Here is a 15,581-nt window from a genome sequence, read left to right on the forward strand (position 1 = left end):
TTAGTTGCGGAACGGGAACTTGAACGCTTCGAGCAGCGCCTTGGCTTCGGCGTCGGTCTTGGCGGTGGTGGTGATGGCGATATCCATGCCGCGGACCGCGTCGACCTGGTCGAAGTCGATTTCCGGGAAGATGATCTGTTCCTTAACGCCCATGTTGTAGTTGCCGCGGCCGTCGAACGACCGGCCGGACACGCCACGGAAGTCGCGCACGCGCGGCAGCGAGATGCTGATCAGGCGGTCCAGGAATTCGTACATGTGGGCGCGACGCAGGGTCACCTTGCAGCCGATCGGCCAACCGTCACGGATCTTGAAGGACGCGACCGAGACGCGCGACTTCGTCGTGACCGGCTTCTGGCCGGAGATCTTGGCCAGGTCGGCGACGGCGTTCTCCAGGATCTTCTTGTTGGTCGCAGCCTCACCCACACCCATGTTGATGGTGATCTTGGTGAGCCTGGGGACCTCCATCGGGTTGGAGTAGCCGAACTTCTTGGTCAAGGCCGGGACGACCTCTTCCTTGTAGATTTTTTCGAGACGAGTGGTCATGACCTCATTCCTCAGGCGTCGAGCGCCTCACCGCTGGAGCGGAACACACGCAGTTTGCGTCCATCCTCCAGCACCTTGAAGCCAACGCGCTCGCCCTTGCCGGAAGCGGCATTGAACAAGGCGACGTTGGAGATATGGATCGAGGCTTCGCGCTCGACGACGCCGCCGGCGACACCCGCCTGCGGGTTCGGCTTGGTGTGGCGCTTGACGATGTTCACGTTGGACACGACCACACGGTCGCCATCCACGCGCAGCACATCGCCCTGCTTGCCCTTGTCCTTGCCGGTGATAACGACCACCTGGTCGCCCTTCTTGATACGGTTAGCCATTGTGATTTCCTCCGCTCACAGCACTTCGGGTGCGAGCGAGACGATCTTCATGAACTTCTCGGAGCGCAGTTCGCGGGTCACCGGTCCGAAGATACGGGTGCCGATCGGCTCCTGCTTGTTGTTCAGCAGGACGGCGGCGTTGCCGTCGAAGCGGATCAGCGAACCGTCGGCGCGACGCACACCCTTGCGGGTACGCACGACCACGGCGTCATAGACCTCGCCCTTCTTGACCTTGCCACGCGGGATCGCGTCCTTGACGGTCACCTTGATGATGTCGCCGATGCCGGCGTAACGGCGCTTGGAGCCGCCCAGCACCTTGATGCACATCAGCTCCTTGGCACCGGAGTTGTCGGCCGCATCGAGATAGCTCTGCATCTGGATCATGATTCAGGACTCCTCTTATTCGGCCGCGCGGGCGACGATCTCGACCACGCGCCAGTTCTTGGTCTTGGACAGCGGCGCGATCTCCACCACGCGGACCAGGTCGCCTTCGTTGCAGGCGTTGTCGGCGTCGTGGGCGTGCAGCTTGGTCGAGCGCTTGATGTACTTGCCGTACAGCGCGTGCTTGACCTGACGCTCGACCAGAATGGTGACCGTCTTGTCCATCTTGTTGCTGACGACACGACCTTCGATCGTGCGCTGCGTTTTCTGTTCGTTATCACTCATGTCGGCGGTCCTTACTTCTTGCTGCCGAGCAGGGTCTTGACGCGAGCGATCTCGCGGCGGACCCGGCGGGTTTCGTGGGTCTTCGGCAGCTGGCCGGTCGCCTTCTGCATGCGCAGGGAGAACTGCTCCTTGCGCAGCTCGCCCAGATGGGCGTTCAGCTCGTCGGCAGACTTCTCGCGGAGTTCCTTGATAGCCATTAGCGCACCGTCCGGGTCACGAAAGTGGTGGTGACCGAGAGCTTGGCGGCGGCCAGGCGGAACGCCTCGCGTGCCGTTGCCTCGTCCACGCCCTCGATTTCATAGATCATGCGGCCCGGCTGGATCTGGGCCACCCAGTACTCCACGTTGCCCTTACCGGAGCCCATGCGGACCTCGATCGGCTTCTTGGTGATGGGCTTGTCGGGGAACACGCGGATCCACATCTTGCCGCCGCGCTTGACGTAGCGGCTGATGGACCGGCGCGCGGCCTCGATCTGGCGCGCGGTCAGCTGACCGTGCGCGGTGGCCTTCAGGCCGTACTCGCCGAACGAGACGAGATTTCCGCTCCAGCTCAGGCCTTCGTTACGGCCCTTGTGCATCTTGCGGTATTTGGTTCGCTTGGGTTGCAACATTGCCGTTACCTCGCATCACGATCGCGGGACGGGCGCGACGGACGTTCGCTGCGCTCGGGGCGCGCGTCGTCCTGCTTCTCCTGACCCACCTGGCTGAAGTCGAACACTTCGCCCTTGTAGACCCACACCTTGATGCCGATGATGCCGTAGGTGGTCTTCGCCTCGGCAAAGCCGTAGTCGATGTCGGCGCGCAGGGTGTGCAGCGGCACACGGCCTTCGCGGTACCACTCGGAACGGGCGATCTCGGCGCCGTTCAGACGGCCGGCGACGTTCACCTTGATGCCCAGGGCACCCAGGCGGATCGCGTTGCCGACCGCGCGCTTCATCGCACGGCGGAACATGATGCGGCGCTCCAGCTGCTGGGCGATGGACTCGGCGACCAGCTGGGCGTCCAGCTCGGGCTTGCGCACTTCGGTGACGTTGATGTGCGCCGGGACGCCCATCAGATCGCTCACTTCCTTGCGCAGCTTCTCGATGTCCTCACCGCGCTTGCCGATCACCACGCCCGGGCGGGCGGTGTGGATCGTCACGCGGGCGGTCTTGGCCGGACGCTCGATCAGGATCTTGCTGATCCCGGCCTGGGCCAGCTTCTTGCGGAGCATCTCGCGGACCTTGAGGTCAGCGGCCAGGTAGCTGGCGTACTCGCGCTTGTTGGCGTACCACTTGGAATTCCAGTCCTTGGCGATGCCCAGGCGAATACCGGTCGGATGTACTTTATGGCCCATAGTCTTATTTGCCCTTGCCTTCGCCAACCACCACGGTGATATGGCTGGTGCGCTTGAGGATGCGCGTGCCGCGGCCCTTGGCGCGGGCCATGAAACGCTTCAGCGTCGGGCCCTCGTCGACCATGATGGTCTGGACCTTCAGCTCGTCGACGTCGGCGCCCTGGTTGTTCTCGGCATTGGCAATCGCCGACTCCACCACCTTCTTGATCAGGTGGGCAGCCTTCTTGTCCGAGAACTTCAGCAGGTTGACGGCGCGCTCGGCCGACAGGCCACGCACCTGGTCGGCGACCAGGCGGGCCTTCTGCGGGGAGATGCGCGCGGTGCGCAGGATGGCTTTCGCTTCCATTGTCATCTCTCCTTACTTCTTGCCGCCGGCTTTCTTGTCGCCACCGTGACCCTTGAAGGTCCGGGTGACGGCAAACTCGCCGAGCTTGTGGCCGACCATGTTCTCGTTAACCAGCACCGGAACGTGGTTCTTGCCGTTGTGCACGGCGATGGTGAAACCCACCATCTCCGGCAGGATCATGGAGCGACGCGACCAGGGTCTTGATCGGGCGCTTGCTACCGGCCGCAGCCTCCACCTTCTTGACCAGGTGGTGATCGACGAACGGGCCTTTCTTGAGTGAACGTGCCATGGTCGATTAGCCCCTACGATCGCGGACGATGAATTGCTGCGTGCGCTTGTTATGGCGCGTCTTGTAACCCTTGGTCGGCACGCCCCACGGGGTGACCGGGTGCGGGTTGCCCTGGCCGGCCTTGGCCTCACCACCACCGTGCGGGTGGTCGACCGGGTTCATGGCCGCACCGCGAACGGTCGGACGCACGCCGCGCCAACGCTTGGCACCGGCCTTGCCCAGCTTCTCGAGGCTGTGCTCGTCGTTGCCGACTTCGCCGATGGTGGCGCAGCACTCGGCCGGAACCTTGCGCATTTCGCCCGAACGCAGGCGCAGCGTGGCGAAGCCCTGCTCGCGCGCGACCAGCTGGACCGAGGCGCCGGCGGCGCGGGCGATCTGGGCGCCCTTGCCGACCTTCAGCTCGATGCAGTGCACCGTGGTACCGACCGGGATGTTCAGCAGCGGCAGGGTGTTGCCGGTGCGGATCGGGGCGTCGCGGCCCGCGATCACCTGGTCGCCGGCCTTCAGGCCCTTGGGCGCGATGATGTAGCGGCGCTCACCGTCGACGTAGCACAGCAGCGCGATGTGCGCGGTGCGGTTCGGATCGTACTCGATGCGCTCGACACGGGCCGGGATGCCGACCTTGTCGCGCTTGAAGTCGATGACGCGGTAGTGCTGCTTGTGACCACCACCGATGTGACGGGTGGTGATGCGACCGTGGTGGTTGCGACCGCCGGACTTGCTCTGCTTCTCCAGAAGCGGAGCGTGCGGAGCACCCTTGTGCAGGTCGGGCGTCACCACGCGCACGGCCGAACGGCGGCCGGCGGAAGTGGGTTTGAATTTCATCAATGGCATGTGGGTCTACCTCAGGCCGTGGCCGACACGTCGATGGCCTGGCCGTCGGCCAGACGCACATACGCCTTGCGCCAGTCGCCGCGACGGCCACCGCGGTTACGGAAGGACTTGTTCTTGCCCTTGACGTTGACCACGTTGACGGCCTCGACCTTGACGTCGAACAGCTGCTCGACCGCGGCCTTGACATCGGCCTTGGTGGCGTCGTTCGAGACTTCGAAGACGTACTGATTGCTTACTTCCTGCAGACGTGCAGTCTTTTCGGACACGCGCGGGGCGCGCAGCACGCTGAAGATTTTCTCGTTGCTGATCATGCCAGCCACTCCTCGATCTTCTTCACCGCATCGGCGGTGATCACGACGGTGTCGGCACCGACCAGCGACGCCGGATCCAGCGCCTGGACGTCGCGCACTTCCACGTAGGGAAGGTTGCGAGCGGACAGATACAGGTGCTCCGAAGCATCCTCGGTGACGATCAGCGGACGCTTCCCGACGTTCAGTTCCTTGAGCTTGGAGACCAGGCCCTTGGTGCTGGAGGCATCGACGTTGAAGGCGTCGACGACGGTCAGGCGGTCCTGACGAGCCAGCTCGCTCAGGATGGCCTTCATCGCGGCGCGGTACATCTTGCGGTTGACCTTCTGGTCGAAGCTACGCGGCTTGGCCGCGAAGGTCACGCCGCCGCCGACGAAGATCGGGGCCGTCAGGGCGCCATGACGCGCGCCGCCGCCCTTCTGCTTCTTCGACTTCTTGGTGGTGCCGTTGACTTCCGCACGGGTCTTCTGGGCCTTGGTGCCCGCACGACCGGCGTTGCGGTAGGCGACGACGACCTGGTGCACCAGGTCCTGACTGAATTCGCGACCGAACACTTCGTCGGAGACCGACAGTTTGTTGGCGCTGCCGTTGATGGCGAGTTCCATGTTGGTTCTCCTTATGCCTTGCTCGCCGGACGCACGATCACGTCGCCACCCGGCGCACCCGGCACGGCGCCGCGGACGGCGATCAGGCCGCGCTCGGCGTCCACGCGGACGACTTCCAGGTTCTGCGTGCTCTGCTGCGCGGCGCCCATGTGGCCGGACATCTTCTTGCCCGGGAACACACGGCCGGGGGTCTGACGCTGGCCCAGCGAACCCGGCGCGCGATGCGACAGCGAGTTACCGTGGGTGGCGTCGCCCATGCGGAAGTTCCAGCGCTTGATCGTGCCCTGGAAGCCCTTGCCCTTGGTCACACCCTGGACGTCGACCTTCTGGCCCACTTCAAAGATGTCGGCCTTGATCTCGCCGCCGACGCTGAAGTCGCCGATCTTGTCGGCTTCCACGCGCAGCTCCCACAGGCCGCGACCGGCTTCGACCTTGGCCTTGGCCAGGTGACCGGCGACCGGCTTGGTGATCAGCGCAGCGCGGCGCGAACCCACGGCGACCTGCACGGCGCTGTAGCCGTCGGTCTCGGAGGTCTTGATCTGGGTGATGCGGTTCGGGGTGGCTTCGATCAGGGTGACCGGGATGGACTTGCCATCTTCGGTGAACACCCGGGTCATGCCGGCCTTGCGGCCAACGATGCCCAACGAATATTTCTTCGCAGTCATGGTCGGTGCCTTTAGGTCAGCTTGATCTGGACGTCAACGCCAGCCGCCAGCTCGAGCTTCATCAGCGCGTCGACGGTCTTGTCGTTGGGATCGACGATGTCCAGCACGCGCTTGTGCGTACGGGTCTCGTACTGGTCGCGCGCATCCTTGTCGGCGTGCGGCGACACCAGGATGGTGTAGCGTTCAATCTTGGTCGGCAGCGGGATCGGGCCGCGCACCTGCGCGCCGGTCCGCTTGGCCGTTTCGACGATCTCGCTCGCCGAGCGATCGATCAGGCGATGATCGTAGGCCTTGAGCCTGATACGGATCTTCTGGTCCGCCATGACGGTTTCCTGTGTTGAAAGAGCGACGGGCGCGGCCTCTGGGATGCCTTGCCCCGGTAATGGTCCACAAGCTTTTTCTCGAAGTCCCTGCGCCTTGAGTCACCCCTTGCCGGGGGACGCGCCGGGGCCGCGAGGGCCCGGGAATCTTCCTGAAAAACAAGGCAGACCGATGAACGGCCTGCCCAGACGAAAGAGTATAGAACGCGTCAACTACGCCCGTCAACAACCCGGACGCATCGCGACGCGAAAAGTCGCCTTTTCGCGCCACCGGTTCACACGTTCAACATCCTTATCTGGCGAACACGAGGCGCTTCCTGCACCTCTTTTCGCGGTAGGCCGGCCACACCTCCCAGGGAGGGGCCGGCGGGTATTGCGGTGTTGCTTTATTACTTGGTCCCGGGCTGGCCGGGGCCTGCAGTGTACTTCATCGGAGCGGTGGATCCCCGCTTTCGCGGGGATGACGATCTGACAAAGCCCTGCGCGCCTTGGGCGCGCAGGGGTCAGATCGTCACTTGATGATCTTGGCCACCACGCCGGCGCCGACGGTACGGCCACCCTCGCGGATCGCAAAGCGCAGGCCCTCGTCCATCGCCACCGGGTTGATCAGCGTGACCTTCATCTTCACGTTGTCGCCCGGCATCACCATCTCGGTGCCTTCCGGCAGCTCGATCGCACCGGTGATGTCGGTGGTGCGGAAGTAGAACTGCGGACGGTAGCCCTTGAAGAACGGCGTGTGACGGCCACCCTCGTCCTTGGACAGCACGTACACCTCGGCCTCGAACTCGGTGTGCGGGGTGATCGAACCCGGCTTGGCCAGCACCTGGCCACGCTCCACGTCGTCACGCTTGGTGCCGCGCAGCAGCAGGCCCGCGTTGTCGCCCGCCTGGCCCTGGTCCAGCAGCTTGCGGAACATTTCCACGCCGGTCACGGTCGTCTTCTGGGTCGGACGGATACCGACGATCTCGATTTCCTCGCCCACCTTGATCACGCCGCGCTCGATACGGCCGGTCACCACGGTGCCGCGGCCCGAGATCGAGAACACGTCTTCCACCGGCATCAGGAACGCCTTATCGACGTCACGCTCCGGGGTCGGAATCCAGGTGTCCAGCGCCTCGACCAGCTTCAGGATCGCCGGCACGCCGATCTCCGACTGGTCGCCTTCCAGCGCCAGACGGGCCGAACCGTGGATGATCGGGGTGTCGTCGCCCGGGAACTCGTACTTGCTCAGCAGCTCGCGGACTTCCATCTCCACCAGCTCCAGCAGCTCGGCGTCGTCCACCATGTCGGCCTTGTTCAGGAACACGACGATGTACGGCACGCCCACCTGGCGCGAGAGCAGGATGTGCTCGCGGGTCTGCGGCATCGGGCCGTCAGCGGCCGAGCACACCAGGATCGCACCGTCCATCTGGGCGGCGCCGGTGATCATGTTCTTCACGTAGTCGGCGTGGCCCGGGCAGTCCACGTGCGCGTAGTGGCGGCTCGGCGATTCGTATTCCACGTGCGCCGTGGAGATCGTGATGCCGCGCGCCTTCTCTTCCGGCGCCGCGTCGATCGCGTCGTAGGCCTTGAACTCGCCACCGAAACGCTCCGCGCCCACCTTGGTCAGCGCCGCCGTCAGCGTCGTCTTGCCATGGTCAACGTGACCAATCGTGCCCACGTTCACGTGCGGCTTGGTGCGCTCGAACTTACCCTTTGCCATTGTCGTAATCCTTCAAAAGTTGTGTCAGTTGGAATGCGGTGCGAAGCGGTCGATTACTTCTTGGTGACCGCTTCGGCGATGTTGGCCGGCGCTTCGGCGTAGTGGTCGAACTCCATCGAGAAGGTCGCGCGACCCTGCGACATCGAGCGCAGCGTGGTCGCGTAGCCGAACATCTCGCCCAGCGGCACCATGGCGTTGATGACCTTGCCCGACGGGCTTTCGTCCTGGCCCTGCAGGATGCCGCGACGACGGCTCACGTCGCCCATCACGTCACCCAGGTAATCCTCGGGCGTGACGATCTCGACCTTCATCATCGGCTCGAGCAGGACCGGCGAGGCCTTGGAGAAGGCTTCCTTGAACGCCATCGAGCCGGCGACCTTGAACGCCATTTCGTTGGAGTCCACGTCGTGGAACGAACCGTCGACGGCCTTGACCGCGACGTCCACCACCGGGAAGCCGGCCAGCGGACCATTGCGCATGGCCTCTTCGATGCCCTTGCCCGCGGCGGCGACGTATTCCTTCGGCACCACGCCGCCGACGATCGCGCTCTCGTAGCTGAAGCCCGCGCCACGCTCGGCCGGCTCCATCTCGATCACGATGTGGCCGTACTGGCCGCGACCGCCCGACTGGCGCACGAACTTGCCGTCCTGCTTGACGCCCTTGCGGATCGTCTCGCGGTAGGCCACCTGCGGCTTGCCGACGTTGGCTTCAACGTTGAACTCGCGCTTCATGCGGTCGACGATGATTTCCAGGTGCAGCTCGCCCATGCCGGCGATGATGGTCTGGCCGGATTCCTCGTCGGTCCGCACGCGGAACGAGGGATCTTCCTGCGCCAGGCGACCCAGCGCCAGGCCCATCTTCTCCTGGTCGGACTTGGTCTTCGGCTCGACCGCCATCGAGATCACCGGCTCCGGGAACGTCATGCGCTCCAGGGTGATGATCTTGTCCTGCGCGCACAGCGTGTCGCCGGTGGTGACGTCCTTCAGACCCACCGCCGCGGCGATGTCGCCCGCGCGCACTTCCTTGATCTCTTCGCGGTTGTTGGAGTGCATCTGCAGGATGCGGCCCACGCGCTCCTTCTTCGACTTGACCGGGTTGTAGACCTGGTCGCCGGAGTTGAGCACGCCCGAGTAGACGCGGAAGAAGGTCAGCGAGCCCACGAACGGGTCGGTCATGATCTTGAACGCCAGCGCCGAGAAGGGCTCGTTGTCGCCCGCTTTGCGGCTGTCTTCCTGCTCGTTCTCGTCGATGCCCTGCACCGGCGGACGATCCACCGGCGACGGCAGCAGCTGGATCACGCCGTCGAGCATGGCCTGCACGCCCTTGTTCTTGAAGGCGGTGCCGCAGTAGACCGGCACGATCTCCACGCGCAGGGTGCGCTCGCGCAGACCGCTCAGGATCTCGGCCTCGGACAGGTCGCCGCCGCCCAGGTACTTGTCCATCAGCTCTTCGCTGGCCTCGGCCGCGGCCTCGACCATGAAGCTGCGGGCCTCGTCGGCCTTGGACTGCAGCTCGGCGGGGATGTCGCGGTACTCGAACACGGTGCCCTGCGAGGCGGTATCCCAGTGGATCGCCTTCATCTTGACCAGGTCGATCACGCCCTCAAAGCCGTCCTCGGCGCCGATCGGCACCTGCATCGGCACGGCGTACGCGCCCAGGCGAGCCTTGAGCTGGTCCACGACCTTGTCGAAGTTGGCGCCGGTGCGGTCCATCTTGTTGACGAACGCCAGACGCGGCACGGCGTACTTGTTGGCCTGACGCCACACGGTTTCGGACTGCGGCTGCACGCCACCGACGGCGCACAGCACGAACACCGCGCCGTCGAGCACGCGCAGCGAACGCTCGACTTCGATGGTGAAGTCGACGTGGCCGGGGGTGTCGATGATGTTGAAGCGGTGCTGCGGCATGGACTTGTCCATACCGGTCCAGAACGCCGTGGTGGCGGCGGACGTGATGGTGATGCCGCGCTCCTGCTCCTGCTCCATCCAGTCCATCGTGGCGGCGCCATCGTGCACCTCACCGATCTTGTGGCTGACACCGGTGTAGAACAGGATGCGCTCCGACGTGGTGGTCTTGCCCGCGTCGATGTGGGCCATGATGCCGAAGTTGCGGTAACGCTCGATGGGAGTGGTGCGAGCCACGAGGAGTCTCTCTTTTTGATGAAAAGAACGTCGCGCCATGGGCGCGAACGGGGGCGATGATCACACGGGTCCTAAAGACCGAATGCCGCCCGGGGGCGGCTTTCGCTGTCGTGCGCGATGATCAGCGCGTTGTGTGGCGCCTAGGTGGCGCCTGGGGCCCGAAGATTCAAGGCCCCCGGTACTGCCTTACCAGCGATAGTGCGCGAACGCCTTGTTGGCTTCGGCCATGCGGTGGGTTTCTTCACGCTTCTTGATGGCGCCGCCGCGGTTCTCCGAGGCGTCGATCAGTTCGGCGGCCAGCTTGCGCGGCATGGTGTTCTCACCGCGCTTGCGGGCCGACTCGATCAGCCAGCGCATGGCCAGGGCCAGGCGGCGCGAGGCGCGCACTTCGACCGGCACCTGATAGGTGGCACCACCGACGCGGCGCGACTTGACCTCGACGGCCGGCGCGACGTTGTCCAGCGCCTTCTCGACCAGCTCGAGGGCGTTGGGATTCTTTTCGCCGATGACGTCCATCGCGCCGTAGACGATCTTCTCGGCGACGGACTTCTTGCCGCTCAGCATCACCATGTTGATGAAGCGGGCGATGGTGTGGCTGCCGTGCTTGGGATCGGGCAGAACGGTGCGCTGCGGCGCGGAACCTTTACGAGACATGTCTTATTCCCTTAGCTCTTCGGACGCTTGGCGCCGTACTTGGAACGGGCCTGGCGGCGCTTGGCAACGCCGGCGGCGTCGAGCGAACCGCGCACGGTGTGGTAACGCACGCCCGGCAGGTCCTTGACGCGACCGCCGCGGATCAGCACCACCGAGTGCTCCTGCAGGTTATGCCCTTCGCCACCGATGTAGCTGATGACTTCTTCCTGGTTGGTCAGGCGCACCTTGGCCACCTTGCGCAGCGCCGAGTTCGGCTTCTTGGGCGTGGTGGTGTAGACGCGCGTGCAGACGCCGCGGCGCTGCGGACAGTTGTCGAGTGCCGGCGAGGCGCTCTTGTAGGTCGTCGCCTGCCGCGGCTTGCGGACCAGCTGGTTGATCGTTGCCATCTTTGGATTCTTTGGATGAAGGCCGTGACGCCGGGCCTTTTGCGTGAAAACGACGGCAGGCCGTAGATGCGGCCTGCCGAGACAGGAGAGTATAGCTGGCAGCGGAATTTGTCGTCAACCGACGAAATCCTCACCACCGTCTGGCCGGTCCCGGGCCGGGATACGGGGCACATCCTGCGCCCCCTTCCGCTTGGTCAGGCCGGCCCCGCTTGGGGCCGGCCCGTCTTGCTGGCTTACTGCTCGGTGCTGCTTTCCGACTCGGCCTCGCCACCTTCGGCCACGGCCTCGGCGGTCACCGGCCCGGACAGGGCGGCCATCTCCGACTCGGTCAGGCCCGAGGCGTTGCGACGGCGCTGGCTGTGGTAGGTCAGACCGGTACCGGCCGGGATCAGACGGCCGACGATCACGTTCTCCTTCAGACCGCGCAGACTGTCACGGGTGCCGCGCACGGCCGCCTCGGTCAGCACGCGGGTGGTCTCCTGGAAGGAGGCCGCGGAGATGAACGACTCGGTCGCCAGCGAGGCCTTGGTGATGCCCAGCAGGACCGGCTCGTACTGCGCCGGCAGCTCGTTGCGGGCCACCAGCCTGGCGTTCTCCTCGATCACGCGCTGCTTCTCGACCTGCTCGCCCGCCAGGAACTTGCTGTTGCCCGCATCGGTGATCTCCACCTTGCGCAGCATCTGGCGGGTGATCACCTCGATGTGCTTGTCGTTGATCTTCACGCCCTGCAGGCGGTAGACGTCCTGGATTTCCTTGACCAGGTACGCGGCCAGCGGCTCGACACCCAGCAGGCGCAGGATGTCCTGCGGGCTCGGCTCGCCGTCCACGATGGTCTCGCCCTTGGCCACGTGCTCGCCCTCGAACACGATGATCTGGCGGAACTTGGGAATCAGCTCCTCGTGCTCGTTGCCGTCGGTGTCCTTGATGATCAGGCGCTGCTTGCCCTTGGTGTCCTTGCCGAAGCTGATCACGCCCGAACGCTCGGCCAGGATCGCCGGATCCTTCGGCTTGCGCGCCTCGAACAGGTCGGCCACGCGCGGCAGACCACCGGTGATGTCGCGAGTCTTGGACGCCTCCTGCGGCACCTTGGTGACCACGTCGCCCACGCCGACGGCGGCGCCGTCCTGCAGGTTGACCACCGAACGCGGCGGCAGCAGGTACTGGGCCGGCATGTCGGTGCCCGGGATCGACAGATCCTTGCCGTCCTTGTCGACGATGCGCACCAGCGGACGCAGGTCCTTGCCCTGCGAGCCACGACGCTTGGGATCGGTGATCTCGCGCGAGGCCAGACCGGTCAGTTCGTCGGTCTTCTCGATGACGGTGATGCCGTCGACGAAGTCCACGAAGCGCACGAAACCGGCCACTTCCGACACGATCGGGTGGTTATGCGGATCCCAGTTGGCCACGGTCTGGCCGGCCTTGACCGCATCGCCGTCCTTGACGGTGATGGTGGCGCCGTAGGGCAGCTTGTAGCGCTCGCGCTCGCGACCGTGGGCGTCCAGCACCGACAGTTCGCCCGAGCGCGACACCGCCACCAGCGAACCGTTGGCGTGCTCGACCGACTTGAGGTTGTTGAACTTCACCGAGCCGGTGGTCTTGACCGTGATGTTGTCCACCGCGGCGGCACGCGAAGCGGCACCACCGATGTGGAACGTACGCATGGTCAGCTGCGTGCCGGGCTCGCCGATCGACTGGGCGGCGATGACGCCGACCGCTTCGCCGATGTTGACGATGTGGCCACGGGCCAGGTCGCGGCCGTAGCAATGCGAGCACACGCCGAAGTCCGAGGTGCAGGTGATGGTCGAGCGGACCTTCACCATCTGCACGCCGGCGTCTTCCAGCTTCTGCACCCAGGCTTCGTCCAGCAGCGTGTTGCGGGTGACGATCGGATCCTCGTCGTTGCCCGGCAGGAACACGTCCTCGGCCACGATGCGGCCCAGCACGCGGTCCTTCAGCGGCTCGACCACGTCGCCGCCTTCCACGATCGGGGTCATGGTCAGGCCGTCGGTGGTGCCGCAGTCGACCTCGGTGATCACCACGTCCTGCGCCACGTCGACCAGGCGACGGGTCAGGTAACCGGAGTTGGCGGTCTTCAGCGCGGTATCGGCCAGACCCTTGCGGGCGCCGTGGGTGGAGTTGAAGTACTCCTGCACGTTCAGGCCTTCGCGGAAGTTCGCCTTGATGGGCGTCTCGATGATCGAGCCATCGGGACGCGCCATCAGGCCGCGCATGCCGGCCAGCTGGCGGATCTGCGCCTGGCTACCACGCGCACCAGAGTCGGCCATGATGTACAGCGAGTTCATCGACTTCTCGTTGATGGTCTCGCCCTTGGCGTTGAGCACCTTGTCGGTACCGATGGTGTCCATCATCGCCTTGGCGATGCGCTCGTTGGTGCGCGACCAGATGTCCACGACCTTGTTGTAGCGCTCGCCGGCGGTGACCAGACCGGACTGATACTGCTCCTGGATCTCGAGCACTTCCTGCTCGGCCTCGCCCAGAATGCCCTTCTTCTCGTCCGGGATGACCATGTCGTCGATGCCGATCGACACGCCCGCGCGGGTGGCGTAGGCGAAGCCGGTGTACATCAGCTTGTCGGCGAACACGACCGTGTCCTTCAGACCCAGCTGGCGGTAGCTGGAGTTGATCAGACGCGAGATGTTCTTCTTGGTCAGGTCGGTGTTGGCCAGCGCGAACGGCAGGCCATCGGGCAGGATCTCGGCCAGCAGCGCGCGCCCGACCGTGGTGTCCACGATCGAGGTCTTCTTCTCGCGGCTGCCGTCCTCGGCGATCACCGTCTCGGTGATGCGCACCTTGACCTTGGCGTGCAGTTCGACCACGCGGTTGTCGTAGGCGCGCTTGACCTCAGCGATGTTGGCGAAGGCCATGCCCTCGCCCGCCTTGTTCTCCAGGGCGCGGGTCATGTAGTACAGACCCAGCACCACGTCCTGCGAGGGCACGATGATCGGCTCGCCGTTGGCCGGCGAGAGGATGTTGTTGGACGACATCATCAGCGCGCGCGCTTCCAGCTGGGCTTCCAGCGAGAGCGGCACGTGCACGGCCATCTGGTCACCGTCGAAGTCGGCGTTGAACGCGGTGCAGACCAGCGGGTGCAGCTGGATGGCCTTGCCCTCGATCAGCACCGGCTCGAACGCCTGGATGCCCAGGCGGTGCAGGGTCGGGGCGCGGTTCAGCAGCACCGGGTGCTCGCGGATGACTTCTTCCAGGATGTCCCAGACCTCGCCTTCCTCGCGCTCGACCAGCTTCTTGGCGGCCTTGATCGTGGTGGCCAGGCCGCGACGCTGCAGCTTGGCGAACACGAACGGCTTGAACAGCTCCAGCGCCATCTTCTTGGGCAGGCCGCACTGGTGCAGCTTGAGGTACGGACCGACCACGATGACCGAACGGCCCGAGTAGTCCACGCGCTTGCCGAGCAGGTTCTGGCGGAACCGGCCCTGCTTGCCCTTGATCATGTCGGCCAGCGACTTCAGCGGACGCTTGTTGGTGCCGGTGATGGCGCGGCCGCGACGGCCGTTGTCCATCAGCGCGTCGACCGATTCCTGCAGCATGCGCTTTTCGTTGCGCACGATGATGTCCGGGGCGTTGAGCTCCAGCAGGCGGCGCAGACGGTTGTTGCGGTTGATGACGCGGCGGTACAGGTCGTTGAGGTCGGAGGTCGCGAAGCGGCCGCCGTCCAGCGGCACCAGCGGGCGCAGATCCGGCGGCAGCACCGGCAGCACGGTCATGACCATCCACTCCGGACGGTTGCCGGACTCCAGGAAGGCCTCGACCAGCTTGATGCGCTTGGTCAGACGCTTGAGCTTGGTCTCCGAACCGGTGCTGGCGATTTCCTCGCGCAGCTTGACCATCTCGGCCTGCAGGTCGATGTGGCGCAGCAGTTCGAACACGGCCTCGGCGCCCATGGCGGCGTCGAAGTCGTCGCCGTGCTCCTGGCGCGCGGTCAGGTACTGCTCTTCGGTCAGCAGCTGGCGGCTTTCCAGCGGGGTCAGGCCCGGCTCGGTCACCACGTAGGCTTCGAAGTACAGCACGCGCTCGATGTCGCGCAGGGTCATGTCCAGCATCAGGCCGATGCGCGAGGGCAGCGACTTGAGGAACCAGATGTGCGCGACCGGCGAGGCCAGGTCGATGTGGCCCATGCGCTCGCGGCGCACCTTGGCCAGGGTCACCTCGGTGCCGCACTTCTCGCAGACCACGCCGCGGTGCTTCATGCGCTTGTACTTGCCGCACAGGCACTCGTAGTCCTTGATCGGTCCGAAGATGGCGGCGCAGAACAGGCCGTCACGCTCGGGCTTGAAGGTACGGTAGTTGATGGTTTCCGGCTTCTTCACTTCGCCGAAGGACCACGAGCGGATCAGATCCGGCGAGGCCAGCGCGATCTTGATCGCGTCGAAGTCCAGGGTCTGGCGCTGCTGGTTGAAGAGGTTGAGCAGGTCTTTCATG

At 65.0% G+C, this 15,581-nt stretch carries 18 protein-coding genes and 1 pseudogene; all 19 read right to left on the minus strand.

Features of this window, described 5'->3' with window-relative positions; genetic code table 11:
* A complete protein-coding gene (rplE, locus tag ACFJIT_RS11505) occupies nt 1-543 on the minus strand; it encodes a 50S ribosomal protein L5 (protein WP_130515986.1) in 543 nt (180 codons plus the stop codon).
* A gap of 11 nt (nt 544-554) precedes the next feature.
* A complete protein-coding gene (rplX, locus tag ACFJIT_RS11510) occupies nt 555-872 on the minus strand; it encodes a 50S ribosomal protein L24 (RefSeq protein WP_130515984.1) in 318 nt (105 codons plus the stop codon).
* A 15-nt stretch (nt 873-887) separates the two neighbouring features.
* Nucleotides 888-1,256 carry a 50S ribosomal protein L14 gene (rplN, locus tag ACFJIT_RS11515; RefSeq protein ID WP_014161372.1) on the minus strand — a complete coding sequence of 123 codons (369 nt, stop codon included), beginning with the start codon at nt 1,254-1,256 and terminating at the stop codon, nt 888-890.
* Nucleotides 1,257-1,271: 15 nt separating this feature from the next.
* The gene (gene rpsQ, locus ACFJIT_RS11520) at nt 1,272-1,538 is read right to left on the minus strand and encodes a 30S ribosomal protein S17 (RefSeq protein WP_130515982.1); all 267 of its coding nucleotides are present in this window, start codon (nt 1,536-1,538) and stop codon (nt 1,272-1,274) included.
* Between the two features lie 11 nt (nt 1,539-1,549).
* Nucleotides 1,550-1,735 carry a 50S ribosomal protein L29 gene (gene rpmC / locus ACFJIT_RS11525; protein ID WP_093135061.1) on the minus strand — a complete coding sequence of 62 codons (186 nt, stop codon included), beginning with the start codon at nt 1,733-1,735 and terminating at the stop codon, nt 1,550-1,552.
* Nucleotides 1,735-2,148 carry a 50S ribosomal protein L16 gene (gene rplP / locus ACFJIT_RS11530; RefSeq protein ID WP_130515980.1) on the minus strand — a complete coding sequence of 138 codons (414 nt, stop codon included), beginning with the start codon at nt 2,146-2,148 and terminating at the stop codon, nt 1,735-1,737. Before rplP ends, rpmC begins: the two co-directional genes overlap by 1 nt.
* Before the next feature lie 5 nt (nt 2,149-2,153).
* Nucleotides 2,154-2,873 (minus strand): 30S ribosomal protein S3, encoded by a 720-nt coding sequence (gene rpsC / locus ACFJIT_RS11535; protein ID WP_130515977.1) that lies wholly within the window; start codon nt 2,871-2,873, stop codon nt 2,154-2,156.
* A gap of 4 nt (nt 2,874-2,877) precedes the next feature.
* Nucleotides 2,878-3,219: a 50S ribosomal protein L22 gene (rplV, locus tag ACFJIT_RS11540; protein ID WP_130515975.1), complete on the minus strand. Its 342-nt coding sequence runs from the start codon at nt 3,217-3,219 to the stop codon at nt 2,878-2,880.
* Between the two features lie 12 nt (nt 3,220-3,231).
* Nucleotides 3,232-3,508: pseudogene (rpsS, locus tag ACFJIT_RS11545) on the minus strand (30S ribosomal protein S19).
* A 6-nt stretch (nt 3,509-3,514) separates the two neighbouring features.
* Nucleotides 3,515-4,342: a 50S ribosomal protein L2 gene (gene rplB / locus ACFJIT_RS11550; RefSeq protein ID WP_130515971.1), complete on the minus strand. Its 828-nt coding sequence runs from the start codon at nt 4,340-4,342 to the stop codon at nt 3,515-3,517.
* A gap of 11 nt (nt 4,343-4,353) precedes the next feature.
* Nucleotides 4,354-4,653 carry a 50S ribosomal protein L23 gene (rplW, locus tag ACFJIT_RS11555; protein ID WP_130515969.1) on the minus strand — a complete coding sequence of 100 codons (300 nt, stop codon included), beginning with the start codon at nt 4,651-4,653 and terminating at the stop codon, nt 4,354-4,356.
* Nucleotides 4,650-5,255, minus strand: a complete 606-nt coding sequence (gene rplD, locus ACFJIT_RS11560) for a 50S ribosomal protein L4 (protein ID WP_130523414.1) — start codon at nt 5,253-5,255, stop codon at nt 4,650-4,652. Before rplD ends, rplW begins: the two co-directional genes overlap by 4 nt.
* Nucleotides 5,256-5,266: 11 nt before the next feature.
* Nucleotides 5,267-5,920, minus strand: a complete 654-nt coding sequence (gene rplC / locus ACFJIT_RS11565; protein ID WP_130515965.1) for a 50S ribosomal protein L3 — start codon at nt 5,918-5,920, stop codon at nt 5,267-5,269.
* Between the two features lie 11 nt (nt 5,921-5,931).
* Entirely contained in the window at nt 5,932-6,243 is a 312-nt protein-coding gene (gene rpsJ, locus ACFJIT_RS11570; RefSeq protein WP_014161383.1) for a 30S ribosomal protein S10, read from the minus strand.
* A 508-nt stretch (nt 6,244-6,751) separates the two neighbouring features.
* Nucleotides 6,752-7,942 carry an elongation factor Tu gene (gene tuf, locus ACFJIT_RS11575; RefSeq protein WP_130515940.1) on the minus strand — a complete coding sequence of 397 codons (1,191 nt, stop codon included), beginning with the start codon at nt 7,940-7,942 and terminating at the stop codon, nt 6,752-6,754.
* Nucleotides 7,943-7,995: 53 nt separating this feature from the next.
* Nucleotides 7,996-10,083, minus strand: coding sequence for an elongation factor G (fusA, locus tag ACFJIT_RS11580; RefSeq protein WP_130515961.1), 2,088 nt, complete (start codon nt 10,081-10,083; stop codon nt 7,996-7,998).
* Nucleotides 10,084-10,269: 186 nt separating this feature from the next.
* Nucleotides 10,270-10,737 carry a 30S ribosomal protein S7 gene (gene rpsG / locus ACFJIT_RS11585; RefSeq protein WP_130515959.1) on the minus strand — a complete coding sequence of 156 codons (468 nt, stop codon included), beginning with the start codon at nt 10,735-10,737 and terminating at the stop codon, nt 10,270-10,272.
* A gap of 11 nt (nt 10,738-10,748) precedes the next feature.
* Complete coding sequence (gene rpsL / locus ACFJIT_RS11590; RefSeq protein ID WP_130515957.1) at nt 10,749-11,123, minus strand: 30S ribosomal protein S12; 375 nt, start codon at nt 11,121-11,123, stop codon at nt 10,749-10,751.
* Nucleotides 11,124-11,356: 233 nt separating this feature from the next.
* The gene (rpoC, locus tag ACFJIT_RS11595; RefSeq protein WP_130528942.1) at nt 11,357-15,580 is read right to left on the minus strand and encodes a DNA-directed RNA polymerase subunit beta'; all 4,224 of its coding nucleotides are present in this window, start codon (nt 15,578-15,580) and stop codon (nt 11,357-11,359) included.
* Nucleotide 15,581: the final 1 nt, after the last annotated feature.

The organism is Pseudoxanthomonas sp. UC19_8, from assembly GCF_042700505.1.
Lineage (GTDB): Bacteria > Pseudomonadota > Gammaproteobacteria > Xanthomonadales > Xanthomonadaceae > Pseudoxanthomonas_A > Pseudoxanthomonas_A winnipegensis.